Annotated in this window: 23 protein-coding genes and 1 rRNA gene; 8 read left to right on the top strand and 16 right to left on the bottom strand. The window is 39.8% G+C overall.

Annotation, left to right across the window (positions count from 1 at the left end; all coding sequences use genetic code 11):
- Positions 1-13: 13 nt before the first annotated feature.
- Genes H9632_RS14635 through H9632_RS14620 form a run of 4 tightly spaced genes read right to left on the bottom strand, consistent with a single transcriptional unit; the run spans position 14 to position 4,651 of the window.
- Positions 14-1,498, bottom strand: coding sequence for a Na+/H+ antiporter subunit D (locus tag H9632_RS14635; protein ID WP_191704814.1), 1,485 nt, complete (start codon positions 1,496-1,498; stop codon positions 14-16).
- Positions 1,491-1,829, bottom strand: a complete 339-nt coding sequence (locus H9632_RS14630; RefSeq protein WP_191704813.1) for a Na(+)/H(+) antiporter subunit C — start codon at positions 1,827-1,829, stop codon at positions 1,491-1,493. Before H9632_RS14630 ends, H9632_RS14635 begins: the two co-directional genes overlap by 8 nt.
- Position 1,830: 1 nt before the next feature.
- A complete protein-coding gene (locus H9632_RS14625; RefSeq protein ID WP_191704812.1) occupies positions 1,831-2,253 on the bottom strand; it encodes a Na(+)/H(+) antiporter subunit B in 423 nt (140 codons plus the stop codon).
- Positions 2,240-4,651 (bottom strand): Na+/H+ antiporter subunit A, encoded by a 2,412-nt coding sequence (locus H9632_RS14620; RefSeq protein WP_191704811.1) that lies wholly within the window; start codon positions 4,649-4,651, stop codon positions 2,240-2,242. Before H9632_RS14620 ends, H9632_RS14625 begins: the two co-directional genes overlap by 14 nt.
- Positions 4,652-4,992: 341 nt before the next feature.
- On the opposite strand from H9632_RS14620, the gene H9632_RS14615 reads away from it, so the two are divergent.
- The gene (locus H9632_RS14615; protein WP_191704810.1) at positions 4,993-5,676 is read left to right on the top strand and encodes an adenine nucleotide alpha hydrolase family protein; all 684 of its coding nucleotides are present in this window, start codon (positions 4,993-4,995) and stop codon (positions 5,674-5,676) included.
- A gap of 54 nt (positions 5,677-5,730) precedes the next feature.
- Here the strand turns inward: H9632_RS14615 and H9632_RS14610 are convergent, their stop codons facing one another.
- On the bottom strand, positions 5,731-6,936 hold the full coding sequence (locus H9632_RS14610; RefSeq protein WP_191704809.1) for an MFS transporter: 1,206 nt from the start codon (positions 6,934-6,936) through the stop codon (positions 5,731-5,733).
- A 107-nt stretch (positions 6,937-7,043) separates the two neighbouring features.
- Between H9632_RS14610 and H9632_RS14605 the strand changes: the two genes are divergently transcribed.
- Positions 7,044-7,727, top strand: a complete 684-nt coding sequence (locus tag H9632_RS14605; RefSeq protein ID WP_191704879.1) for a YetF domain-containing protein — start codon at positions 7,044-7,046, stop codon at positions 7,725-7,727.
- 57 nt (positions 7,728-7,784) lie between these two features.
- Here the strand turns inward: H9632_RS14605 and H9632_RS14600 are convergent, their stop codons facing one another.
- The 5 genes from H9632_RS14600 to H9632_RS14580 all read right to left on the bottom strand — a co-directional run bounded on the left by H9632_RS14600 (position 7,785) and on the right by H9632_RS14580 (position 11,866).
- Entirely contained in the window at positions 7,785-8,567 is a 783-nt protein-coding gene (locus H9632_RS14600) for an ABC transporter permease (RefSeq protein WP_191704808.1), read from the bottom strand.
- Positions 8,554-9,456: an ABC transporter ATP-binding protein gene (locus tag H9632_RS14595; protein WP_191704807.1), complete on the bottom strand. Its 903-nt coding sequence runs from the start codon at positions 9,454-9,456 to the stop codon at positions 8,554-8,556. Before H9632_RS14595 ends, H9632_RS14600 begins: the two co-directional genes overlap by 14 nt.
- Positions 9,453-9,653, bottom strand: a complete 201-nt coding sequence (locus tag H9632_RS14590) for a PLD nuclease N-terminal domain-containing protein (RefSeq protein ID WP_191704806.1) — start codon at positions 9,651-9,653, stop codon at positions 9,453-9,455. The genes H9632_RS14595 and H9632_RS14590 overlap by 4 nt, the downstream gene beginning before the upstream one ends.
- A 1-nt stretch (position 9,654) precedes the next feature.
- Positions 9,655-10,773, bottom strand: coding sequence for a helix-turn-helix domain-containing protein (locus tag H9632_RS14585; protein WP_191704805.1), 1,119 nt, complete (start codon positions 10,771-10,773; stop codon positions 9,655-9,657).
- A 145-nt stretch (positions 10,774-10,918) separates the two neighbouring features.
- The gene (locus H9632_RS14580; RefSeq protein WP_191704804.1) at positions 10,919-11,866 is read right to left on the bottom strand and encodes a carbohydrate kinase family protein; all 948 of its coding nucleotides are present in this window, start codon (positions 11,864-11,866) and stop codon (positions 10,919-10,921) included.
- A 150-nt stretch (positions 11,867-12,016) separates the two neighbouring features.
- Between H9632_RS14580 and H9632_RS14575 the strand changes: the two genes are divergently transcribed.
- The 4 genes from H9632_RS14575 to H9632_RS14560 all read left to right on the top strand — a co-directional run bounded on the left by H9632_RS14575 (position 12,017) and on the right by H9632_RS14560 (position 16,387).
- On the top strand, positions 12,017-12,577 hold the full coding sequence (locus H9632_RS14575; protein ID WP_191704803.1) for a GNAT family N-acetyltransferase: 561 nt from the start codon (positions 12,017-12,019) through the stop codon (positions 12,575-12,577).
- Between the two features lie 16 nt (positions 12,578-12,593).
- Positions 12,594-13,508 carry an EamA family transporter gene (locus H9632_RS14570; protein WP_191704802.1) on the top strand — a complete coding sequence of 305 codons (915 nt, stop codon included), beginning with the start codon at positions 12,594-12,596 and terminating at the stop codon, positions 13,506-13,508.
- Positions 13,509-13,923: 415 nt separating this feature from the next.
- Entirely contained in the window at positions 13,924-15,447 is a 1,524-nt protein-coding gene (argH, locus tag H9632_RS14565) for an argininosuccinate lyase (RefSeq protein WP_191704801.1), read from the top strand.
- Complete coding sequence (locus H9632_RS14560) at positions 15,440-16,387, top strand: N-acetylglucosamine kinase (protein WP_191704800.1); 948 nt, start codon at positions 15,440-15,442, stop codon at positions 16,385-16,387. Before argH ends, H9632_RS14560 begins: the two co-directional genes overlap by 8 nt.
- A 45-nt stretch (positions 16,388-16,432) precedes the next feature.
- On the opposite strand, the gene H9632_RS14555 is transcribed toward H9632_RS14560, so the two are convergent.
- The 3 genes from H9632_RS14555 to ade form a co-directional block, all read right to left on the bottom strand.
- The gene (locus tag H9632_RS14555; protein ID WP_191704799.1) at positions 16,433-16,804 is read right to left on the bottom strand and encodes a YkvA family protein; all 372 of its coding nucleotides are present in this window, start codon (positions 16,802-16,804) and stop codon (positions 16,433-16,435) included.
- A gap of 57 nt (positions 16,805-16,861) precedes the next feature.
- A complete protein-coding gene (locus H9632_RS14550) occupies positions 16,862-17,599 on the bottom strand; it encodes a glycosyltransferase family 2 protein (protein WP_191704798.1) in 738 nt (245 codons plus the stop codon).
- Between the two features lie 79 nt (positions 17,600-17,678).
- Complete coding sequence (gene ade / locus H9632_RS14545; RefSeq protein ID WP_191704797.1) at positions 17,679-19,409, bottom strand: adenine deaminase; 1,731 nt, start codon at positions 19,407-19,409, stop codon at positions 17,679-17,681.
- A gap of 144 nt (positions 19,410-19,553) precedes the next feature.
- Between ade and H9632_RS14540 the strand changes: the two genes are divergently transcribed.
- Entirely contained in the window at positions 19,554-21,479 is a 1,926-nt protein-coding gene (locus tag H9632_RS14540) for an SEL1-like repeat protein (protein WP_191704796.1), read from the top strand.
- A gap of 77 nt (positions 21,480-21,556) precedes the next feature.
- Here the strand turns inward: H9632_RS14540 and H9632_RS14535 are convergent, their stop codons facing one another.
- Positions 21,557-22,732, bottom strand: a complete 1,176-nt coding sequence (locus tag H9632_RS14535) for a pyridoxal-phosphate-dependent aminotransferase family protein (protein WP_191704795.1) — start codon at positions 22,730-22,732, stop codon at positions 21,557-21,559.
- A gap of 438 nt (positions 22,733-23,170) precedes the next feature.
- A complete protein-coding gene (gene aceA / locus H9632_RS14530) occupies positions 23,171-24,454 on the bottom strand; it encodes an isocitrate lyase (RefSeq protein ID WP_191704794.1) in 1,284 nt (427 codons plus the stop codon).
- Positions 24,455-24,668: 214 nt separating this feature from the next.
- Here aceA and H9632_RS14525 point away from each other — a divergent pair, with 214 nt between their 5' ends.
- The gene (locus H9632_RS14525; RefSeq protein WP_191704793.1) at positions 24,669-25,340 is read left to right on the top strand and encodes a LytTR family DNA-binding domain-containing protein; all 672 of its coding nucleotides are present in this window, start codon (positions 24,669-24,671) and stop codon (positions 25,338-25,340) included.
- A 71-nt stretch (positions 25,341-25,411) separates the two neighbouring features.
- On the opposite strand, the gene rrf is transcribed toward H9632_RS14525, so the two are convergent.
- Positions 25,412-25,492, bottom strand: a 5S ribosomal RNA gene (rrf, locus tag H9632_RS19160); the annotation flags it as partial.

Here is a 25,492-nt window from a genome sequence, read left to right as displayed (position 1 = left end):
GCTCACCCTCCTTTTATTTATTCGTATTTAAAATCGCATCGATGTACACGGAAGGATTCGATAATGTGTAAGCTGCATCATTCACATAAACTGCCAAACCTTCTGCGCCAACGCCTAATCCAATAATGAAAATGGCCAATATTATAAATGAAGCCATTGCGCCCCGTGGAATCGGCATTTTATCTTCTTCATTAATGGATGTTTCTCCAAAAAACGAAGCCAGGAAAATACGCAGTAAAGAATACATTACGATAATACTTGAGCCGAATGCCAACGCTAGTAACACATAGGACTCCGTTTCAATAGCACCTTGACCAATAAGTACTTTTCCGATGAAACCGCTCAATGGCGGGATACCAACAAGCGCGCACATCATAATAAAGAAAATCCAACCGAACAAGGGATAAATCCGGATTAATCCATTCATATTCTTCACGACAACTTCACCCGTTACAAGTATCATCGTACCAATAAGTAAAAACAGTAATGCCTTACCAAGCATGTCATGTACTAAGTAATAGACCGCCCCTGCCATCGCATCTTCTGTACCAACTGCAAGTGCCACTAATATAAAGCCTACACTAATAATTACATTGTAGGTAGCAATCGTCCGTACATCTCGTCCGGCAAACGCGCCCATGCATCCTGCAATAATCGTTGCCCCTGCCATCACGCCGATAATCGTATGGGTGATTTCCGGCTGTAATGGGAACATCAACATAAATGTACGGAACAGTGCATACATACCAACCTTTGTTAGTAACGCTGCAAATAATGCCTGTACAGCTGTCGGTGGCACACTGTATGAACCAGGTAACCAGAAGAATAATAGTAATCCGGCCTTTAAACCGAAAACTACTAGGAAAGTAAGTGACACGACCGTCAGCAATGGATCTTGCCCTGCCTCTGCCACACGCTGTGCAATATGCGCCATATTAAGCGTCTTTAATGTTCCGTACAAGTAAGCAAGTGCCACTAGGAACATCCAAGATGCCACAACATTAATTAATACATACTTGATAGACTCTCGCAGCTGCATCTTTCCCCCACCTAAAGCGATTAGGACATAAGAAGCGAGCAGCATAACTTCAAAACAAACAAATAGATTGAAAATATCGCCTGTCAAAAAAGAACCATTTACCCCTGCAATTAAAAACAATACAAATGGGTAGAAGTACATTTTCTCATGACGCTCACCTATTGTCGAAAATGCATAAATTAAACAAACAGCCGTTACGATACTTGCCGTCAATACGAGCAGTACCGAAAACGAATCGGCTACAAATAAAATACCAAATGGCGGCATCCATCCACTGAAGTCTAACCGAAGTATTCCTTCAGTTTGAATAAGCTGCAGCAATACAACAGAAATGCATGCTACAAAAATCATCGTAATCAAACTTACAATTCGTTGAAGCTTAATATTATTATTTAAAAATACTAATAGCGTTGCCGTAATAATCGGCACAATTAAAGGTAAAACAATTATATTATTCATCTGATGACCCTCCAAGCTCCTCTAGATCATCGGTTCCATTCATTAAGTACATCCGGTAAGCCAGTACTAGTAAAAATGCCGTAACCGCAAAACTAATAACAATCGCTGTTAAAATCAAAGCCTGTGGCAAAGCATCAGTAAACGGAGCTGCCGCCTGGCCTAAAAGCGGAACACTCCCCTTCTTTAAACCACCAACCGTCAATAGTAATAAATGAACGGCATGCGAAAGAATGGCTGTGCCGACAATGACACGTATTACACTACGAGAGAGGATTAAATAAGTAGCGACTGTTACCAGAATGCCGACAAGTACAATCATTAAAGATTCCATACTATTCATCCTCACTTATATTTAAAATAATCGTTACGAGTGTACCGACAACCGTCAATGCCACACCTGCTTCAAAAATCGTAACAGTCGACAAATGCTTTTCCCCCAATAATGGGAGATTATAATAGCCATCTGCCTGTGTTAAAAAAGGTACATTAAAGAAAAGGGAGGCAATAGCTGAACCAGTTGCTAGCAATACACCGAATGCAGCAACCTTCTTAAAATCAAACGGCATGCCTTTATGCACCGTTTCAATATCGTACGTCAAATACAACAGCACAATCCCCGAACCGAGTACTAATCCACCGATGAATCCACCGCCCGGGGCATTATGTCCTGCAAAAAATAAGTACATACCAAGCGTAAAGACGATGAACACAACGCCTCGTACAACTGATTTTAAAATAACATCATTTACTTTCAACGTCTGCATCCCCCTTTTTCGCCTTTAGCTTAATAAGTGTGTAGATGCCTAGACCCGCAATAAAGAGTACAACTACTTCCAGCATCGTATCAAATGCACGGAAATCCCCTAAAATCGTGTTGACGATATTTTGCCCGCCTGCTAAATTATACGAGTCCTCAAAGTACTTCGAAATCGGCTCAAATCGATCGTAATTCATTACCGCTAAGCCAATAAGTGTAACAGTTGCACCAACTGCTATGGAAATAGTTACTTTCGCAAATCTCCAACTCTTCGGTAAATACTCGTTTTTAAGCTTCGGTAAATATTTAAAAGAAAGCAGGAACAATGCTGTTGTCACAGACTCGACGACCAACTGTGTGAGCGCTAAATCAGGTGCTCTAAATACAACGAAGAAAAATGCCACAGAATATCCGAGTACCCCGTTTAACAGCACTACAGTAATACGCTGTTTGGCAAAAATAATTGCCACGGCAGCCATAATCATAACGAACACCAAAACCAACTCATAAGGCTCAATTACGGAGTCCTTTGAAGGATCCCAGCTAAACGCATCCGCATAAATCATATAACCCGCTAAAAGGGCAACAAAAAACACATAAATATATACAAAGTAATAGGTTAGATTACCATTCATATAACGATTCGTTACACGTCCTGATACATCCTCGCCTGAAGTAATCACACGTTCATACAAAGCATTTAGTGTGAAACTTGGCGGAATCAGCTGATAGATTGGACGCCATTTTTTTAATACACGATATAATAGAACCCCAATTATGATGACACCTGCTGTCATAATAAGCTCCGGATTTATATGCCCATGCCATGCAGCAATATGAGGCGTCATATCTTCTACCGACGGGAACATTGGATAAATACTTGCCATTGCAGGACTTAAAATATAATGTCCCAGCACATTCGGGAAGATGAAAATTCCTACAACAAATGCAACTAAAATATAAGGTGAAATTAACATACCGAATGGCGCTTCATGCGGTGGCTTTTCCAGACGATCTGGCTGAATTTTGCCGAAGAATGTACGCATAACGATAATGACACAGTAAATAAAGGTGAATATACTTGCTACCCATGCGATAATGGGGAATAAAACACCAATGCTATTAAGCGAAAAAAGATCCAGCTCAGTAATTTTTAACGTTGCCGTAAAGAACATTTCCTTACTCAAAAATCCATTGAATGGTGGTAAGCCTGCCATTGAGGCACTACCGATAACAGCTATCGTAAATGTAAATGGCATAAGTGACATCAATCCACCTAAACGGCGAATATCACGCGTCCCTACTTCATGGTCGACAATACCTACCATCATAAAGAGTGCGCCTTTGAATGTTGAGTGATTGATTAAATGGAACAAAGCCGCAAAAGTGGCCTGTGTATAAATGACGGATTCCGTAGAATAGCCAGAATGTAGTGCAGCAGAGCCAAGACCAAATAAACACATTATTAATCCAAGCTGACTAATTGTTGAATAGGCCAGTAATGCCTTTAAATCGAACTGTTTGACGGCATTGAATGATCCCCAGAACAAAGTAAGGAGACCTACCCCACTCACTGCCCAAAACCATACTTCGTGACCACCGAAAATAGGCGTTGTACGCGCAACGAGGTAAATGCCTGCTTTAACCATTGTGGCAGAGTGCAAATACGCGGAAACCGGTGTCGGCGCCTCCATTGCATCCGGCAACCAAATATGGAAAGGAAATTGAGCGGATTTCGTAAATGCACCTAAAAGCACTAAACACATCGCGGGTACAAAGTATACACTGGATTGCACAACTTCTAAATTTGCGACAATTTCCCGTATACTAAACGTGCCTGACGCAACATATAACATTAAAAAACCAGCTAACATCGCAACGCCGCCAGATACTGTGATGGTCATTGCTTTGCGCGCACCTGCACGAGATGCTTTACGATGATGCCAAAATGCGATTAGAAGGAATGAGGAAACACTCGTTAATTCCCAAAATACATAGAGCACCATTAAATTATCTGAAAGGACGACGCCTAGCATAGCGCCCATGAATAGTAATAAGTAACAATAGAAATGATGCAATGATTCTTTCGTTGATAAATAGAAAATTGAATACAGTATTACTAAGCTACCTACTCCCGTAATGAGCAAACTGAAAATCATGCTCAATCCATCCAGATAAGTAGTGATATTAATACCGAAAGAGGGGATCCACTCAAACGTCTTGACGAATACTTCGCCATTTGCAACTCGAGGGATATATGTAGCTAAAAACGAAAATAAAACGACAGGTACGACTAATACAAACCACCCTAAGTGAATGTTCTTAAAATACCTGTATATAAACGGAATTAATGCTGCAGCAATAAAGGGCAGCACAATTGATAGCGTGACAATCAAAAGCAAAAACCTCCTACAAAATAAAGTCAACAAAACTATGTATCACACTAAATTTAATTAATCACACTTGACTATCTATTTAACTCACTTCATAATAATGTGGCATATAGAGATTATATTTCAAAATTAATCAAATTTATTTTTTAAAATAAAATGCTGCAAGTAAGAAAAATTACGTAAAATTTACTGAATATAAATAAATATCACAGAAATAAGTATACAATAATAAAGTGTGCAATGCACTGTAATAGCTTTCTTTTATCTCAATTATGCTTAATTTCTCAAAACATATTTCGATTCAATAAATTATTATAGGATAAGAAAAAGAGGTGCGAACTAAAATGAAACATGTTAAAGGCCGATTGGATGAAAGTATTTTAGTTTGTGTATATTATGGACAAAATGGTGAGCGATTAATTCGCCGTGGACACAAACTTGCGACATTACTCGACTGCCCATTATATGTACTGACAGTTGACTCAAAGCCGCTTGACGCTTTTGATGCGGAGAAATCCGGTTACATTGAACAGTGGAAAGAACTAACTAATGAGTTGGATGTAGAAGAGTTCTTCATTAAAGATAACGAAAAACGCCCAATTCATAAAGTAATTACAGAAGTGGCGACAAACTATAATATTACGCAAATCATTGTAGGTCAAAGTGCGCAAAGTCGCTGGGAGGAAATTACGAAAGGTTCGTTTTTAAATGTCCTTTTAAAGGAAGTACCCTTTGTTGATTTCCATATAGTTTCGGTTAAACATCCATCAGATGATGAACTGATCGATATTTTCGAAAAAGGCGTACGCGCTTATTTAATCAAAGAAAACGGCCATTATAAAATCGCCTTCACTTGTCCTAAGATTGCCTTTATCGAAGGTATTTTCTTTAAGGAAATCGGCACAGATTTTGATAATGGTATCTTTAAATTTAATTTTGACAACAAAATGCACGAAGTAAATATTACTGAAGCACTTGTAACTGATCCTGATCGTATCCCATTGGCTGGCCGCCTGGAAAACGAATAAACCATACCCCTTCCCCAATCCATTATGGGGAGGGGGTTAATTTGTTTAGAAATACTATTTTGCATGCCCAACTCGGTCCCTTGGCAGAAAAAGAGCGACTAGCAATAATAATGTTAAAACAGATACAGCGATCATCGTAAACTTTAGCCCCAGCCCGTCTATCACCATTCCGATAACGACAGATCCAATTGCCCCCATTCCAAATGCCACGCCAATTGTTAAGCCAGCCATCGTGCCAATTTTGGAAGGAACAAGCTCCTGGGCGTACACAACGGTTACCGTAAAGCTAATCATGATAAGAATCCCGATAATAATTAAAAACAGTAGTACAGCCTGCACCGGGACAAATGGCAGCGCCAGGCAAAACGGGATAGGTGCAATAACCGATAGCAATATAATGTTTTTCCTTCCAAAGCGATCTGATAAAGGACCCCCGAAAAATGTCCCCACGACCCCGAATGCCATAAACGTAAAGATAAATAGCTGTCCGCGCTCTACACTCATTCCATACTGCTCAATTAAGTAAAATACATAAAAGCTCGTTATATTCGTCACGTAAAACGAACGTGCAAAAATGAGGAGCAGTAGCACAATAAGTGCCATTGTTACTTGCTTTTTTGTTAAGGGCGGCAATGAGGAAACGAGTATCTTCTTTATGTTGGACTTTTTTTCTGCATCAAGCTGACGTTTGTACCAAATCGAAATTTTCGTTAACAGAAAAATACCAATGGATGTAAAAATGAGGATAAACGCGACTCCATTCATACCAAACGGTAATATTAAAAAGGCACTTAATAATGGCGCCAATGCTTGTCCACTATTTCCCCCTACTTGATAAATCGACTGTGCCAATCCACGTTTATTCCCTGCAGCCATGAAAGATACACGCGAGCCCTCAGGATGAAAAATCGCTGAGCCGATACCTAAAAAGATGACCGACACTAAAATCATCCAGTACTGTCCTGATAAGATGAGCAATGATAGACCAATAAACGAACTGACCATCCCTATTGGCAATGCATAGGGAAACGGCTTTCTATCCGTCATAAATCCGACAGCTGGTTGTAGTAGGCTTGCAAATATATTGAGGACGAACGAGATCATACCAAGCTGGGTAAACGTTAACCCTAAATCACGTTCCAGTAGCGGAAACATCGCCGGTATAACTGCCTGCATCGTATCATTGATTAAGTGACATATCCCGATCGCTACCATAATGGGATAGACAGGATTTGATTGTTTTTCAATTGTAGCCGACATCTGTTTTCACATTCTTTCTATTAGATAAAATCGCATATTTCCTTTTATGTTTGCCCATGCTATTCGCTATAAGGAGTGATTATAAATTGGAACTAAACTTATTTGAAATGCTCTGGCGTTCAAGCTGTGCATTTTTTGCTATATTACTACTTGCACGCATAATTGGCAAAAAACAATTAAGCCAGCTTACTTTTTTCCACTATGTAACAGGTATTACATTCGGTTCAATTGCAGCGGAAATCTCCGCACAAGTAGAGACACCCTTTCTAGACGGGCTGGTCTCACTTATATGGTGGGCGGTCCTTACTCTTTTTATTAGCTTCATTACGTTAAAATCGAAAAAAGCTCGTGTTTTATTCGATGATAAGCCAAGTATTGTCATTCAAAATGGTATTATTTTAAATGACAACTTAAAAAAAGCACGTCTTCATACCGATGAACTTGCCATGCTACTGCGCGAGCAAAGTATTTTCTCATTTGATGAGGTACAGTTTGCTGTTTTTGAAACAAATGGCGAACTAAGTGTACTTAAAAAGCCACTAGCCCGTACTGCAACAAAAGAAGATGTGAATGTTTCAGCTCCTACTCCACAGTATTTACCTACAGAGCTTATATCAGACGGGAAAATTATTAAAGAAAATTTAAATGAGCTCCAATTAACGGAAGAATGGCTACTTAAAAAACTATCCAAGAAAAACTATCATTCAGTTGAAGACCTTTATTATGTACAAATTTTAGAAAACGGTTCACTTTATATTAGCGTCAAAAATGCCAGTCCGCCTTCCTCATAATATTTTCCTAAAATAAAAAAGAGAGACCGGTTAAAAAAATCGGTCTCTACTGAATAATTAAATCTTTAGTTGGCGCATATTTTTCCGGCTCATTACTATACCAAGAACAATGGACAAAATCGTCAGGCCCACAACCATAAGTACTGTGAGCCAATACGTTTTCAAAAGTACACTATCTGTTAGAAGCGCTATTCCGTAATTCGCAAGCTTCCATGGTGTTACACTCCAAAAACCACCAAACAGCGAATCGATGAACAAACCTAACGATATAATTACAATCGTAACGGCTGCTGCAATTGACGTGTTGAATGCCGCACTCATTGCAACGGTTACAGCCATGACAAATAGTAACCATAGACAATACGTCCCCAACATCGCAAAAAACTTCATCCAGTCTACAGTCCCATACAACAATGCAGTATAATACATACTCCCCGCATAGCCGGCAATCGCACTAATCATAGCGATGATGCTTGCTACCATCCATTTACTTGCATACATTGCCGTAAAAGAAACAGGTCGAACATAGATGAGCGTTGCTGTCCCATTTTGGCGTTCCCGGCTGAATACACCAATATAAGCCGCTATTAATACGAGCAAACCAATCGACTGAAACTGACCGGTCGACGCCATCAAAAGGTCGGCTGGCTGGAATTCAGGCAATGTCATCATAAAACCCTCCGGCATATTGCCGACAGCTTTTAAAATATCTTCCATAAAGTAATTCATTATTGGGTCACTAATTCCAAGCAGTATAAATACGAGCGGAATCCATAATAGTTTAAAGCTCCGTACACTTTCACGCCATTCCTTTAAAAAAAGTGCTTTAAATTGTTGCATTCTCGCCAGCCACCTTCATAAAGATTTCTTCCAAGCTTGCTGTCTGTCGTTCCACCTTCAGCACTTCATATGGTGAAATGGCAAGCTGGTACAACAGCTGCTGCATAGTCGGTCGATCTTCCAAAATCTCAATATAGACGATATTTTTTGCCCATTGCGTTTGAAGTGCCGTTTGCTCAGTAAATTGCTGCGCTTCGTTCTCGTGAGAAAACGTGATTTTATAGCGTGGCTCCTGAAACTTCTCCTTGACTCGCTGCAATGAGCCTTGTTCTACTAATTGCCCGTCACGTAAAAACAATAGCTGATCCGTCATTTCCTCTGCATCATTTAAAATATGTGTTGAATACAATATCGTCGTTTGCTCCTGCACTTCCTTTAGTAAATTCATTACTTCACGACGCCCAACAGGATCCAGTGCTGATACCGGCTCATCCAATAATAAAAGTTTTGGCTTATGAACGAGCGCCTGTGCAATGCCCAATCGTTGCTTCATTCCACCTGAAAATGTGACGGTTTTCTTATTCATGGCATCCTCTAACCCAACAAACGCAAGCATCTTTTTGCATTCGCTTTTTAAAGCACGTTTGTCAAGATTACTTAAACTCGCCACCATTTCCATATACTCAAGTGCTGTCAGCCACGAGTAGAATTGTGGATATTGCGGCAAAAACCCAATTGCACTACGCATATCTTTTACATTAGGCATGATAATCTGACCACTTGTCGGCTCCATTAAATGGGCAAGCATAGAAAGCGCAGTTGTCTTCCCAGCACCATTTGGACCAATTAGTGCTGTTGACGTATGCATTGGTAATGAAAACGATAAACCATCCACTACTTTTTTTGGGCCGAACTGTTTCGTTAATTCTTTCACTTCAATGCATATCATTGATTTTTACGTCCAAAAAGAAAATACGCAATCGGTCCAAGCGTATTGACAAATAGTGACACGATAATCCAAACCCATTTCGGTCCGCGTGTTTCATGAATACGAACAATATCAACAATCGCTACTGTCGCCAACACAAACTGTAATACTAATAGCGGGGCAATCAACCCCCACGGAATATTTGATAAAGCTTCCATTTTACAATTCCTCCTCAAATTTTAAATGATGCTTCAAATTAACGATTAAATTTTTATAACGTACATCTTGTTGGATATTCGCCAACATCGGATTATTGGCAATGCCTTCTAAAATCGAGCTTCTTATAGTTTCTTCATCACGGGGTGTTTGCGAGCTGAGCATTACTTCCCTAGCAATCCATCCGTCCAGCAAATAGAAATAATCGTCGCCTGTAAGCCGAAGAGGGAAAACCATTTGCAAACAAACTTTTACATAGCGCTCAATACAGCGAATAGCCTGCTCTATATTATTTTGCATCGCATATCCGCTCGATGCCCTTATATAAAACAGCAGTGCTGTATGAACGTTTAACCGTTCAATATTGAAGATTTCAATCATTGTTTCAATACGGCGGACCGATTGTTCAAAATATGTCTCATTGTCCACTTCTAACAGTAACGCCTCGCTCGCATTTGAAATAACACACAGCAATTGCTGATACATATTAACCTGGAAAATTTCCTTCGCCTTCTCCGTGTTGCCGAGCATCATTTGTGCAGTCGCGATTAACTGTTCACTGCCAAGCTGAATAATCGCATCTTCTCCTAAAAGCTCAATTACTTGCTCAGGTTCCCCTTTTAAAATATACGAAAGTGCCTGCAGTAAATTGGCTTCATTCGTCAGTTTATAATCCCCGCTAAATTCCTTTACACGTTTGCAAAGTGCCTGGATTTTTTTGGTTACCTTATCCGTATCCCCTGCCTTGTTAAAGTAATTCACATAAAGCTGCGCCATCTTCAGCAAAAAAGGAAAGCAGGAATAGTATTCCTCAATCAGTAACTCGATAGTCCTATCTACCTCTTCAAATTGCTCTTTAGAAAAGCGTCGAGCCAACTCCGCATACATATTCATAATCCGCTCATTCGTCAATTGTGGTTTATACCCTAACAATTCATCAATCGATACATTAAAATACGTTGCAAGCTTTGGCAATAATGATATGTCGGGATAACTTTGCCCTTTCTCCCATTTCGACACAGCTGCTCTGGAAACGCCCATAAAACGGGCAATATCCTCTTGCGTTACATTTAATTTTTTTCTATTATTCATAAAAATGGTCGCAAATTGAAAGTTATCCATCCCGTCACCTCTTAACCTAATTATAAGAAGAAATGATACGTTTTTATAGCGACTAATTGTTTCAATTTAATGATTTTGTCAACTAATGGTTTCTTAATAACCAAAAAACAGGCTGTCCAAAACTAGACACCCTGCATATTTTCTACTATTTAATTAAATGTTTTATTTCTTCATAGTTTGGCAGTGCTGTTAATGCACCCGCTTTTGTTGCAGCCATTGCGCCTAGCTTATTACCAAATGCCACACAGTCTACTAAATCCTCTTTCACTGTTGGCAGTCCATTAAAATGAACATAGCGCAGAACGCCTGCCATAAATGCATCACCAGCACCTGTTGTGTCTACTGGAACAACGCGATCAACAGGGACATGTGTCACTTCACCATTGAGTACGGCATATGCACCATCAGCACCTACAGTAATTAAAACAATCGGTACTAATAGCTCGTCCAGCTTTTGTAAGCCTTCTTCAATCGTTGTTGTTTCTGTTAAGAAAAACAACTCTTCATCTGTCAGCTTTAAAATGTCGGCATCTTCAAAAAACGACGCAACCGTTTCGCGGCAAATATCTTCGGATTCCCAACGTAAAGGACGAATATTCGCATCGATGGCGATAATCGCTCCTTTATCCTTTGCCATCTCCACTGCAGTACGTGTCGTTTTTAAGGCTGTTTCTTCAAACATTGTTCCCGAACATACATTTAAAATGGAAGCGCGTTTGAAAGCTTCCTCGTTCAATTGCTCAGGTGTTACTTGTAAATTCGGCGTCTCATCGACATAATCTTTAAATACACGCTCACAGTTTTCTGTTAAATGAACGTATACTCCACTTACACGCTTCTTCTCATCAAATACAGCAAAATCTAAATTGACGCCTTCTTTTGCGATCTCCTGGCGACAAAATTCCGATGTTTCGTCATCTCCTGTTATCGTAATAAGGGCTGACGGAGCACCAATTCGACTAATACCTGCGGCTACATTGATTGTAGCGCCTCCCAAAAACTTCGTGAATGACGTATTCGTTTTGTCATTTGCAATATAATCAACGAATGCATCTCCATACACTAAGATGAATTCTTTGTCTAATTGACTCATTAATTGTCTAACCTCCGACGTAATATGTTCTTACTAATTTACCATAGAAAAGAACGATTTATAAAACTTTGTACTATTCTGAAACTAATCGTTTTTTAGCGAACTATATTTATTTCTGTTATACTGTGTTTCGGTAAGGAGAGGATTTAGATGACGATTATTATTCGTAATGCGGAAATAAAAGATGCATCCGCTATTGCCCCTTTAATTTATGACGCTATTGGCGACATTGCAAATAATTTGACTGGACAAGACGATCCCACAAAAATATTAGCGTCTTTAGAGCAGTTAGTTACAGAAACTACTAACCGACATAGCTATTTAAATACATATGTAGCTGAAAAAAATAGCGAAATCTTGGGGATTGTCGTGCTATATGACGGACTACTTGGACACAAGCTTGATCGTCAATTGGAAGAACAACTAGCTGGAAAAGGCATCCATATTACGTTAGATGTAGAGGCTCATATGGATGAATATTATATTGATACAATTTGTGTTTCCAAAGAAGCACGCGGTCTTGGTATTGGAACGCGCCTTTTGCAGTTTGCTGAACAAAAGGGTAAGCAATTAGGCTACAGCAAAATTGCTTTAAATGTGGAATTGGAGAAAATTGATGCTAGACGCTTATATGAACGGATGGGCTACTCTACAACCGAAAACTGGACAATTATTAACGAGCCATTTCATCATATGGTGAAATCGCTATAGAATAGGAAGAAACACAATGAAACAAAATTGGATTTACTCACTGCTGATCGTCATTGCAGCAAGCAGTTATGGCATACTATCAACTATTGTAAAAGTTGCCATGCAGCATGGTTATACATCAGCAGAAGCCGTGACTAGCCAATACTTCTTTGGCTTTTTACTGGCGCTTTTATTATTTATCTTAACACAACGAACTTTACCGAAAGTTACAAAGTCCGGTGCATTGACCCTTTTAATTGCAGGGATCTGTACTGCTGTTACGGGGATTTTTTACGGACAATCATTAAATTATTTGCCGGCATCACTAGCTGTCGTGATGCTTTTCCAATTTACTTGGATTGGGCTCTTTATGAATTGCTTCGCGAACAAACGTCTTCCAAGCCGTATTGAGCTATTCTCTTTGGCCTTTTTACTTGCTGGAACGATTTTGGCCGCTGGTATTATCGATGTAGATTTGTCACAAATTGCATGGCAAGGATGGGCACTGGGCTTGGCTGCTGCTTTTACTTTTGCTGCATTTCTACAGATTAATGCCCGCAGAGTTGAAGGTGTGACAATGATAGGTAGAACATTTATTCTGTCCGTTATTGCACTCATTGTTATTTCCATCTTTTTAACACCTGAAATTATATGGAACGGGCAATTAGGTACCGGACTATGGAAGTTTGGGATGGCACTTGGTTTATTCGGGATTATTTTACCGATTTTACTATTCTCGATTGCTGCACCAAAAGTTGGCGGAGCACTCGTTTCAATTTTAAGTGCGATGGAACTGCCCGTAGCAATTATCGTATCCGTTATTGTATTAAAAGAAAGCTTAACGATTATACAGGTTGGTGGAATTATTCTCGTTTTATTCGGCATGGTATTGCCTTCCTATTTTGCTGCAAAGAAAATGCGTACTATAGATAAGAAGGAAAAGCTAACCTGAATAAAACGAACTCCATATTATAAAAGCTGTTGTCTGTATTATTACAGGCAACAGCTTTTTTTGGGGCAAATCGTATAGGGATTTAACTTTATTAGAACAACTGTATAGATATTAGAAACTTCTCGAATGATATTAGAACGTATGTACCTCTTTTTAGAAGATACTCAACTCTTATTAGAACAACTGACATAGGTATTAGAAAACCAGTTCTTTATTAGAATTTTTTTGAATATATTAGAAGATTTGACCCACTTATTAGAGGATTTCGCCCGTAGTAATGAAATTGTAATTATGTAGGCAGCTAATGCGGGAGACTACATCCAGTTAATTTTTGTAATTGATATAATTTTCTAACAATTGTAGAATGAAAGTATTAGTTAGTAGTTTCTATCATTTGATTGGAGGCCCATTCATCATGTTTTTTCAAAATTTCCGCGATCAAGTAAATGAGAAAGAAGGGATTTTATTTCCTTCTAATAGCTATCGTCAAATGGTTTTACAACCTGCGTATGACGAAGCACGTAAGCACTTTTTAGATGCAATGCTTCAAATTCATATTGCGCACTTGAAAATGTTAGAGGAGCAGGAGTTAGTAACTGCAGATGAAGCACGTCGAATAGGGCAAGCCATTCAAAAATTAGACTTAGAATATTATAAAACACGCGATTATAATCCACAGTTTGAAGATTTATTTTTCCGTATCGAAAATAAATTAATCGAACTCGGTGGCGATATCTCAGGTAATTTACATATCGGCCGCAGTCGGAACGATATGGGAATTGCTATTTATCGCATGACATTACGCAAAAAGATGCTTACCCTTATGCAGGAACTTTTAAATTTACGCCAATCTTTAATTTTATTTGCCGAGGAGCATGTGGAGACAATAATGATTGGCTATACACATACCCAGCAAGCACAGCCGACAACGTTTGCGCACTATTTAAAAGCGGTTATTGACCAATTGACACGCGACTATAAACGGATGCAGGCTGCATACAATACCATTAACCGCAGTAGTATGGGCGCTGCCGCTTTAACCACAACAGGCTTCCCTATTAGCCGCGAACGGATGCAGGAGCTTCTTGCGTTCGATGATTTAATCGAAAATGCATGGGATGCCGTTGCTGGAGCTGATTATATTGCCGAAGCAGCGAGTACCGTACAACTTGCCGCTTTAAACTTAGGACGTACATCACAGGACTTTTTATTGTGGGCAACACAGGAGTTTAATGCATTTAAGCTTGCCAGCCCATATGTTCAGGTCAGCTCGATAATGCCTCAAAAACGTAATCCTGTTTCCATTGAGCATACACGCTCCCTGCTTTCTGCTGTTGTAGGAGATGCAACTACCGTTTTGCAAATGGTCCATAATACACCTTTTGGAGACATCGTTGATACAGAAGATGATATGCAGCCCTATTTATGGCGTGCAATCGACCGTTTAGTCGGAATTTATAAGTTATTTGGAAGCTTAATCGTGACAATGGATGTTAACAAGGACAATCTGCTAAAGCGTGCACAAAACAGTTTTGCCAACGTAACGGAACTTGCGGATTCTCTTGTTCGTTCAGAAAATATTTCATTCCGCCAGTCTCATAAAATTGTAAGCCTTTGCGTACGAGAACTTGTGGCAAATAACGAAGAATCGCTTGCAAGCCTAACATGGGACTTAGCAAATGAGAAATGCCTTGAAATTACAGGAAAGCCTCTCCAAATAAATGAAATTGCCTTTTATCAGGCTATTCAACCGGAATACTTTGTCAATATTCGTACATTAAAAGGGGGGCCGGCTCCTGTGACTATGCGAAAGTCACTTGAACAAGCGCAGGATGACTCTGTACAGCTTGAAAATTGGCTACGGGAAAAAACGGAAACAATTTTACAGGCAGAAGAGCAATTGGAGAAATTTGTGAAGGAGTGGTCGGATTATGAATGAACAATATATTTTAGCTGTTGACGGTGGTGCAACAAAAACGGTTATGACAATTCGTTCTTCAGAGGGGCGCGAGCTATTTTCCGCAACCTCTACTAGCTCAAATTATCAAGCGGCAGGAATTGAACATGTACAGCATGTGTTTACAGGATTGCTTCGAAGTGCAGCAGCCCATTTGCCTAGTCTATTTATCGATGTAGCGGTGTTTGCCATTTCAGGAGTTGATACTGCTCAAGATAAAAAAATTATCGAAGAAATTATTGAAGAAAGTATCGCCCGCTGTCCATTCACTTTTGGCCAAGTTATTATTGAAAATGATGTGGAAGCGACATTAAAAGGATTGGGCCATCATGATGTGAGTTTACTTATTTCAGGCACTGGAGCTATTTGCTTTAGCTATATGAATAACAGAATCATTCGTGCAGGTGGTTGGGGACACCGAGTTGGGGATGAAGGCAGTGGCTACTGGATAGGTAAGCATATCGCAAAAGCAATCTTCCGCGCTGCAGACGGACGCAATAAGCCGACTGCATTGACAGAGCTTATTTTAGCAGGCCATCAAGTGAACAGTACGGATGAACTGTTTAACTTAATCTATTCCCCAGATTATACGAATGCACGTTTAGCAAGCTTTGGTTCTTATTTACAGCAGGCGGTGGACATGAAGGATGCAGTCGCCCAGAAAATTATGTATAAGGCTGTGGATGAGCTTGTATTGCTGGCCGCAACAACGTTAAGAAATGCCGGCTATGCAAATGAAGTGCATACACTGTTCTTAAATGGTGGTGTATTAAAAAACAACCCGAGCATTATGGATGGGATCATCACACAACTTGAAAAAACGCATCCAAATCTATCGGTAAAACTATGTGAAGAAAAACCAATAGAATCTATTTTCAATCGAGGTTTGCGGGAACTCAACGGGACCCTATATATAAATTAAACAGACAGAGGTCAAGTGCGATGAGAATCGCCTTGACCTCTTTTTTTATTTACTAGTTTCAAATTTCGAATCAATCATTTGCTTCGCTTCCAGTTTCATGTCATCTGTAATAGATAAATACACTTTTCCAAGCGCAGTTAAAATAATAAATGCATCATCTGTCAAACCGACTAGCGGTAAAAAGTCGACAATTAAATCAATTGGAAAAATGAAGTAACCGAGTGCACCTAGAACAATCAGTTTATTCGCTTTCGACATGTCCGGGCTTCGTAATGCTACAAAAAGTGTAGCCGCTGCATGCATCGCTTTATAGCCTAAACCGCCACCGAATTTTTTAAATTTATCAAGGAATTTGTTATCTGAATAGTGTTCTTTCTGACCATCGATCATTTTATCAAAATTAAATTGTTCAGCCATAGTTTCTCTCCTCCATTCCATGCTTCCTATATATTTCCTCAATTTCGCTGTTTATAATCATTTACGTTTCCGCTTTGAAGATAAATCATTTGGCATTTTGTCTTTACGGAGAAAGTTTATCCAAAGCTGCTGCAAAATTTTCGTCGGATTCAATACTTCGTCATAATAAATAATCGAGTTTTTCCGAAGCTTTGCATAACCGATGGGCACCTCATATAGGGGGACATTTCGTTTAATCGCTTCAATGAGCATATTCGTGTCATAATTAAAAGACTCCCCTTTTACTTTCGATAGCCATGATAAATGCTCCCTCGGAATATAGCGTAAACCCGTCTGAATATCGAGTAGGCGTTTATGTATAAATAGCTCAAACAATATGGAGTTTGCACGGTTTTGAAGTTTACTTAGAAAAGGATATTCTGAAGCTTTAAAGTCGCGAATCCCCAATACAATACCATCCGAGAAAATTTTCGTACTTGAAACCACTTGCTCTACATCCAACACAGAATGCTGACCATGTGCACCTACTGTAATAATACCTTTTGTCCGTTCCGTAGATTTTAGTATGTATTCCATCCCCGTTTTCAGCGAACGACCTTTTCCTAAATTTTTTTCATGCGTTAAAATAATGCAGTTTTCCTGCTTTAATTGCTCAAATGTACTATTATATCTTTTGTCACTGCCATCATTGATGACAATAATGCCAGCAAGTGGCAGTGCCTGTAATTTCCGAACAAAGTCTACAACTGCGGGTAACGGGTTCAACGCTGGTATAACAACTATGACTCGATCCATTTTGCATGCTCCTTAGAAATAGAGATATTCCCTAAATTCTATAGGGTAATGATGGAAAATTCAATGCAATTTCCCATCATCAATCAGTTATTTCCACTGGAATATGCTTAAATGCTGTCACATCGAACAAGCCTGTATCAGTTAGCTTAATATCTGGTATGACTGGCAGTGCTAAAAAGGATAATGTTAAAAACAAATGATAATCCAGTGTAGGATGAATAATATGAAGGGCGTCATGTAATTTTTGAAGCTCCATTTTTGCTTCTTCTGCTGAACAATCAGTCATAAGCCCACCAATAGGTAAAATCAACGAAGCAATGATCTCGCCTTCATTTACTATAACCAGTCCACCTTGCATTTCCTGGAGTGCATTAAGTGCTACGAGCATATCTTCATCATTGGTTCCAACAACAATTGCATTATGAGAATCATGGGCAATTGTCGTTGCAACCGCTCCGCTCTGTATACCGATACCCTGTACAATCGCCACTGCCTTTGTTCCTAAATGATGATGGCGCTCTACAACGGCAAGCTTCAGCAAATCCTTTTTTGTGCACGGCATAAATTCCCCATCCACTACATCGACATTCGCCTCGATCTGCTTCGTAATTAATTGGTTGGGTACGATTTGCATCACATTTGCCCGATTTCCTTTAAACGGCAAGCTGAAATCATCCTTCGATAGCTTCGGTAAATGCATCGAATATAAAATAGACATTTCAATAACTGATTTTTCTGGAGCCGGCGTAAGCATTATGCCATGTTCAGCAACCTTCTTTCCGTCCTTCCATACAGCTAAAGCTTTCATCGTCTGCAGGTTATCTACTAATAAAAAGTCTGCATCATAACCTGTAGCAACTGCACCTTTATTATTTAAGCGGTAACATTCTGCAGCATTTAATGATGCCAGCTGAATTGCAAGTAATGGATCCATACCTTCTTCAATGGCAAGAGCAACAGCATAGTTTATGCTCCCTTGTTCCATAAGCTCATCCAAATGTTTATCATCGGTGCAAAATGCAAATCTCCGCGCATTAGCGACTGTCACAGCAGGTAATATCGCTTTTAAATTTTTAGCAGCAGAACCTTCGCGAATCAACACATACATCCCTTGTTCCACACGATCTAGCGCCTCTTCTGCTGTTACACACTCATGATCAGTAGCAATCCCTGCAGCACGGTATCCACGAATTTGTGCACTAGTTAAACCTGCACCATGCCCATCTATAATCATCCCAGCATCTTGCGCAAGCTTAAGCTTTGAAAGCATCCCTTCCTCACCGTTTAGCACAGCAGGAAAGTCCATTACTTCTGCCAGCCCTAACACACTCCCATGATGGACAAACTCCGCTAAATCTTTTGCTGTTAATACAGCCCCGGCGTTTTCAAAGGATGTCCCCGGCACACTGGATGGCAGCATATAATAAATATCCATTTCAACATCTTCTATATCTCGTAACATAAACTCTAGGCCTGCTTTTCCGGCAACATTGGCTATTTCATGCGGATCTGTTACAACAGCTGTCACACCATGTGGAAGTATAATCCGGTTGAATTGCTTCGGCGCCAGCATTGAAGACTCGATATGTATATGTGCATCAATAAAACCCGGTACAATATACTTTCCACTTGCATCAATAATTTCATCTGCTTCGAATTCACCTGGTTCGGAGATGGCAATAATTTTCCCATCAGCCACTACGACATCTCCTTGTCTCCAGCGAAGGTTAAATACATCTGCTATTTGTGCATGTTGAATAATGAAATCCGCTTTTTCCCTTTTTTGCGATTTGTCTATAATCCGCTTCATACTGCACCTACCACCTATCCTATCGATTTCCAATTATCATACAATATTTTCTATATTCTTGGTGTAAAAAATGCTTCCTATTCATTTTTATTCTGCCTCTCCGATAAAAAGATTACTTAGTGTTATGGAAGGGCGTGAACAATTATGGTAAATCGTGACTTACTTACAAAGGTTATTAATTCAATTCCCGAAACACAGCGCCCTTTAGCGGAAGCACTGCAGGGGTCTGCCCGCTACACCATTTCCAACCCTATACTCTCTTTAAAAAAATCAAATATCGCGCTCCGCATAATCGTACGGGATTTATATACAAAGGAGATGCAGAATGACGGAACAAAAAGTGAACTCCGTACTCTCCTGAACAATAAACATTTTATCGAAAAAATAAAACCGCGCCGCATGTATTTGCTCATGAATTTAATTCTAAAAATGACCGAAGCCCAGGCAAATGATTTAATCGATACGAAGGCTGCAAAAATTGTGCTGGATTATTTAATGGATTTAACCAGCTGGTACACAAAACAGTTGCTTACTGAAGAAAAGTTATCAGTACCATTCGAAATCGAAAGCCTCACTCCTTCTTCTTTCGGGAAGTTAGATTTGCCGGCCTATGATTATGAAGCTGCCGCTAAATGGTTTTTAATTGCTGCAGAAAAAGGCAATACAATTGCACAATACAATCTCGGCGTTTTGTACAATCATGGCAAAGGTGTCCCACGCAATTTAAAAGAAGCGGCAAAATGGTACTCTTTAGCTGCTGAAAAGAAGGATAGTAATGCACTGTATGCACTTGGCATCTTGTATCAGCTCGGGCAAGGTGTTGAACAGGATGAAAAAAAGGCAGCTGAATTATATGAACTAGCTGCAAATTCAGGAAATGCTGATGCCCAGTATAATCTTGGTTCTCTTTACAACCAAGGGAATGGTGTTCGGCAAAATTATGAAGTAGCTGCACAATGGTATAAAAAAGCGGTCAAGCAAGGAAACACAAGCGCCATGAACAATCTGGGTTTCTTATATCATAAAGGGCAGGGCGTAGAACAAAACTATGTAAAGGCGGCAGAACTCTTTTTACAGGCAGCCAAAACAGGAGATGCTAGTGCGCAATATAACCTAGGCTATTTATATACAAAAGGCGATGGTGTCAAACTTTCCTATAACGATGCAGCTTGTTGGTATTTATCAGCCGCTATTCAAAATCATACGAATGCTCAATTCCAACTTGCATTACTTTATAAATCAGGTCAAGGCATCGGTCAAAGTGAGGAAGAGGCGATTAAATGGCTGACACTCGCGGCAAATAACGGCCATACAAATGCACAATATACACTCGGCCTTATCTATAAGCAACAAAATACAACGCTTGCCCAAATAAATGCCCTGGAATGGTTACTAAAAGCTGCATCAAGCGAACATATTAGTGCAAACTATGATTTGGGTATGCTTTATTTAGAAACCGGTGCTACAGAAACAGCGGTTAAATGGTTGAAACGTGCAGCCATTCAAAACCATGCGAAAGCACAGCTTCATCTTGGGCTTCTTTCTCTTGGTGATGAACATCATTTATCGAATTATCAAGAGGCACTCAAATGGTTTTACGCAGCTGCAAGTAGTAATGAGGCGGAAGCTGAATACCAGCTTGGCTTACTGTACGAAAGAGGGCTCGGTACTTCTGTTAATTTTGATGAAGCCCGCCGCTGTTACCGATTGGCAGCAGAACAAGAACATCTCCATGCACAATATCAGCTCGGCAATTTGTTCGATAAAGGACTTGGTACAAAGCAGGATTACTCCGAAGCGTTTAAATGGATTGAACAAGCTGCACAAAAGGGACATCCAAAAGCACAATTTCAATTGGGGCAAATGTATGCAAATGGCGAAGGAATAACGAGAAATTATCAAGAAGCGGCTAAATGGTATCGGCTCGCTGCTATGCACGGTCATACTAAAGCCCAGTTCCAACTTGGGATGTTCTATAAAAAGGGACTTGGCGTAACACAAGACTATACAGAAGCAACACGCTGGTTAAAACAGTCCATGGAACAAAGTATAAGTGAACCATCATTCTGATAATCTTAAAAAGGGTGCTAAATAGTAACTTTTAGCACCCTTCTTCTATGATCTCTCTATAAATTTAAGGCCATCATTTAACTTTTTACTTTTGCCTGCTCAATCTGCTGTAAGAACACTTTTTTCGCTTCTTCGATACTTACTTCTATATTCTGTTCTTGTAATGCTTCACCAATTGCAATAATGGCCTGCTCTAGCATCTCTGAAGTCGCATTACCCATATGTCCCATTCGGAATGCTTTTCCTGCCAAATGCGCCAAAGAACCTGCCACAATAACCCCTCGACTTGCCAGGCTTGCACGGAACTTCCCGTCATCCACCCCTTCAGGATATAAAATACAGCTTAATGTCGGTGCCGCTACTTCTTCTTTTGCAAGTGGTGTCATGCCATATGAACGTAACGCTGTACGTACCGCTTTTCCATAGGCAACATGGCGGGCTTCACGCTTTTCCATGCCTTCTCCCAATACAATTTGCAATGCAACATCATACGCATAAATCAAATTTACTGGGGGTGTTGCAAAATACATAGCTGGGTTTGCCATAATGTTGCGCCAGTTATGTATATCCGCATAATACGCAGGAACATTCCCGATTTGTTCGCGGGCAGCCAGTGCCAGTTGACTAAAGGCAACAATTGCAAGACCTGGTGGAATACCAATCGCTTTTTGTGACCCTGTTAAAACGATATCAATTTTGTAGTTTTCCTTTCCATAAGCCTTGCTCATATCTTCTTGAAGAGCTGCCGTCGCTACGACACCATCCACAATCACAAGCGCCCCTGATGCTTTAATAATCGGAATAAGCGTATCTAAATCGGAAGCAACCCCTGTTGATGTATCTGCATGTGTGATCGTGACTGCCTTATATGACTTTGCTTTTACAGCTTCTTCAACAAGTTGTGCATCTACACGCTCCCCCCACGTAGATTGCAGCACGTCAACTTCAATACCAAATGCCTTTGCAAGTGGTGTAAAGCGATCACCAAAATACCCATGGCTAATTACTAAAAGACGTTCACCTTTAGTAATTGTGTTCACGATCGCCATTTCCATTGCTAATGTACCGGAGCCGGCTACCACATACACCTCTCCATCTGTATTAAAAAGCTTTTTTGTATTCTCAATGGCATTTTTAAATATTTCTACAAAACGAGGATCTGTATGTCCTCTCGTTTCACTTGCCAGTGCATCATAAATTTCATCCATTACAGGTGTCGGTCCAGGTACAAGTAATAATTCTTTATTTTTCATATAAACGGCTCCCCTATTATTTAGTAATTAAAAACTCTTCAAATAATCTCCTACCTACTAAAATGGAAAATGCCTTTCCAGCCCCATCTAAGCTAGAAAGACATATTTCCATTTATAAAAAACCCCTAAGTTTGCTTCTATTTTTGGGAGGCAATCCCATTCTAAACCGCGGTCCAATTCGATTTAGATCGTATCGTAGTTAAGATGTTCAAGTTCAAGTTCAAGTTCAAGTTCAAGTTCAAAATCCAAAATCCTATCCCTTTTCCCCAACCTTCGTATTGCTTTCGAAAACCCGCTTTGCATAGCGGTTATCTACTAAGTGCTACATCCCCGATAACACTTTGAATAGGAAGGACGGGTAAAAAAAGATAGATAATTGCTTATAGTGCAGTTCCCCGTTTATGAATAATTTTCATAATCCTGCCCTTTTTAAAAATCTTATACAAATTGCTCTGTTTCAGTAGAACCAGACATAGCAGTTGTCGATGATGTACCACCTGAAATTGTTTGTGATACTTCATCAAAGTAACCAGTACCCACTTCACGTTGGTGACGAGTTGCCGTGTAACCTTTAGACTCTGCAGCAAACTCAGCTTGTTGTAGTTTAGAGTAAGCAGCCATACCATTGTCTTTATAGTCATGCGCAAGCTCGAACATACCGAAGTTTAAGCTGTGGAAACCTGCTAGTGTAATGAATTGGAATTTGTATCCAAGCTTCCCTAATTCACGTTGGTACTCTGCAATTTCCGCATCCGATAATTTAGCTTTCCAGTTAAATGATGGCGAGCAGTTGTACGCTAACATTTTCCCAGGGAATTCAGCGTGAATTGCAGCAGCAAACTCACGAGCTTCATCTAAAGATGGGTGAGATGTCTCACACCAAATTAAGTCTGCATATGGTGCATAAGCTAAGCCACGAGCAATTGCTTGCTTAATACCTGGTTTTGTACGGTAGAATCCTTCTGGAGTACGTTCACCTGTTAAGAATTCTGCATCGCGTGGGTCAATATCAGACGTTACCATGTCAGCAGCATCTGCATCCGTACGAGCGATTAGGATTGTATCAACACCTGCAACATCCGCAGCAAGACGTGCAGCAATTAAATTGCGTACAGCGTTTTGAGTTGGTAATAATACTTTACCACCTAAGTGTCCGCATTTTTTCTCTGAAGCCAATTGGTCTTCTAAGTGAACACCTGCTGCACCTGCTTCAATCATTCCTTTAACTAACTCAAATACGTTTAATGGACCACCGAAGCCTGCTTCAGCATCAGCAACGATTGGTGCAAACCAATCAAAGCCGTCTTCACGACCTTCAGCATGATCAATTTGATCAGCGCGTTGTAAAGCTTGGTTAATGCGCTTTACTACTGCTGGTACAGAGTTTGCTGGATATAGAGATTGGTCCGGATACATTTGTCCAGAAAGGTTTGCATCAGCAGCTACTTGCCACCCCGATAAGTAGATTGCTTTTAAACCTGCCTTTACTTGCTGTACTGCCTGATTCCCCGTTAGAGCACCTAAAGCATTGATAAAAGGCTCTTCATGTAATGAGTTCCATAAACGAGCAGCTCCACGCTTTGCTAACGTTTGCTCCTGGATGAATGAACCTTGTAACTTTACAACCTCTTCTGCTGTATAGCCACGCTCAATTCCCTCCCAGCGTTTGCTTTCTGCCCATTCCTTTTTTAAAGCTTCAATTCGTTCTTGACGTGTTGACATGATAAATTTCCACCTTCCCCATTGTGTATGAAAATTCTGTTAGGAAAGTTTGTAATCCCCTGTTCCATAACAGATAATCTTGCTGTAATATAATGTATAACAGAATGATTTACTTTTCATTATTTTCTGATAAATTAGGTTTAATTAAGGATGAATGATCTTATTTGGAGGATGAATTATATTTAGGCAATAATACAGAAGGAGTGGATTTAAATTGTCATTACAAAAGATTGATGTCGAAAAAGATATTTTTAATCAGTACAAAACTATTTTAGAAGACTGGATTCCATCAGAAGCATCGATAGCTATAGCAGTAAACAACACTTATATTTATTTCAGTACGGGCCATCACCAATTCACATTAAAGATAGGCTCCACTGTTCCAGAAGACAGTATTGCTTTCCAAGTTCTCCAAACAGGACAAAAAACAGATGCAATTGTGGAAAGTACACTTTTTGAGACACCGTATTATGCTATCGGTTATCCCATCCTTGTAAATGGAGAGCAAGGGGCTTTAATTGTTGTCCTTCCCCCCCTATTTACAATAAAGAAACCGGATACTTACAAATTTTTAACGGGCAAACAAGTAGAGGACTGGATGCCTATTCCTATTGATCAAATTTCGCATATTGAAAGCCTTCAAAAACGAACTTGGTTTTATTCTCAAGGTGAGCAATACAAAACGGCAGTCACACTGAAAGAACTGCAAACACGGTTGCCGAACAACTTTATCCGAATTCATCGGTCCTGTATTATTAATATTTATTATATAAAGAAAATCTCACGAGATTTAACTTCCAACTTTATTGTTCAGCTAAATGAGGGGACTGAATTACCAGTAAGTCAATCCTATATTAATAATTTACGGGCGGTTTTGGAATTTTGACATCCTTCAAATAAGGATAATAGAGAATTAGACAACAAAAAAACCACTGATTTCTCAGTGGTTTTACATGTGCGAAGCGACGTCCTACTCTCACAGGGGGAAGCCCCCAACTACCATCGGCGCTAAAGAGCTTAACTTCCGTGTTCGGTATG

It is taken from the genome of Solibacillus merdavium, from assembly GCF_014836935.1.
Lineage (GTDB): Bacteria > Bacillota > Bacilli > Bacillales_A > Planococcaceae > Solibacillus > Solibacillus ferritrahens.
Note: the sequence above shows the minus strand (reverse complement) of the source record. Positions and strands in the feature narration are given on the sequence as shown.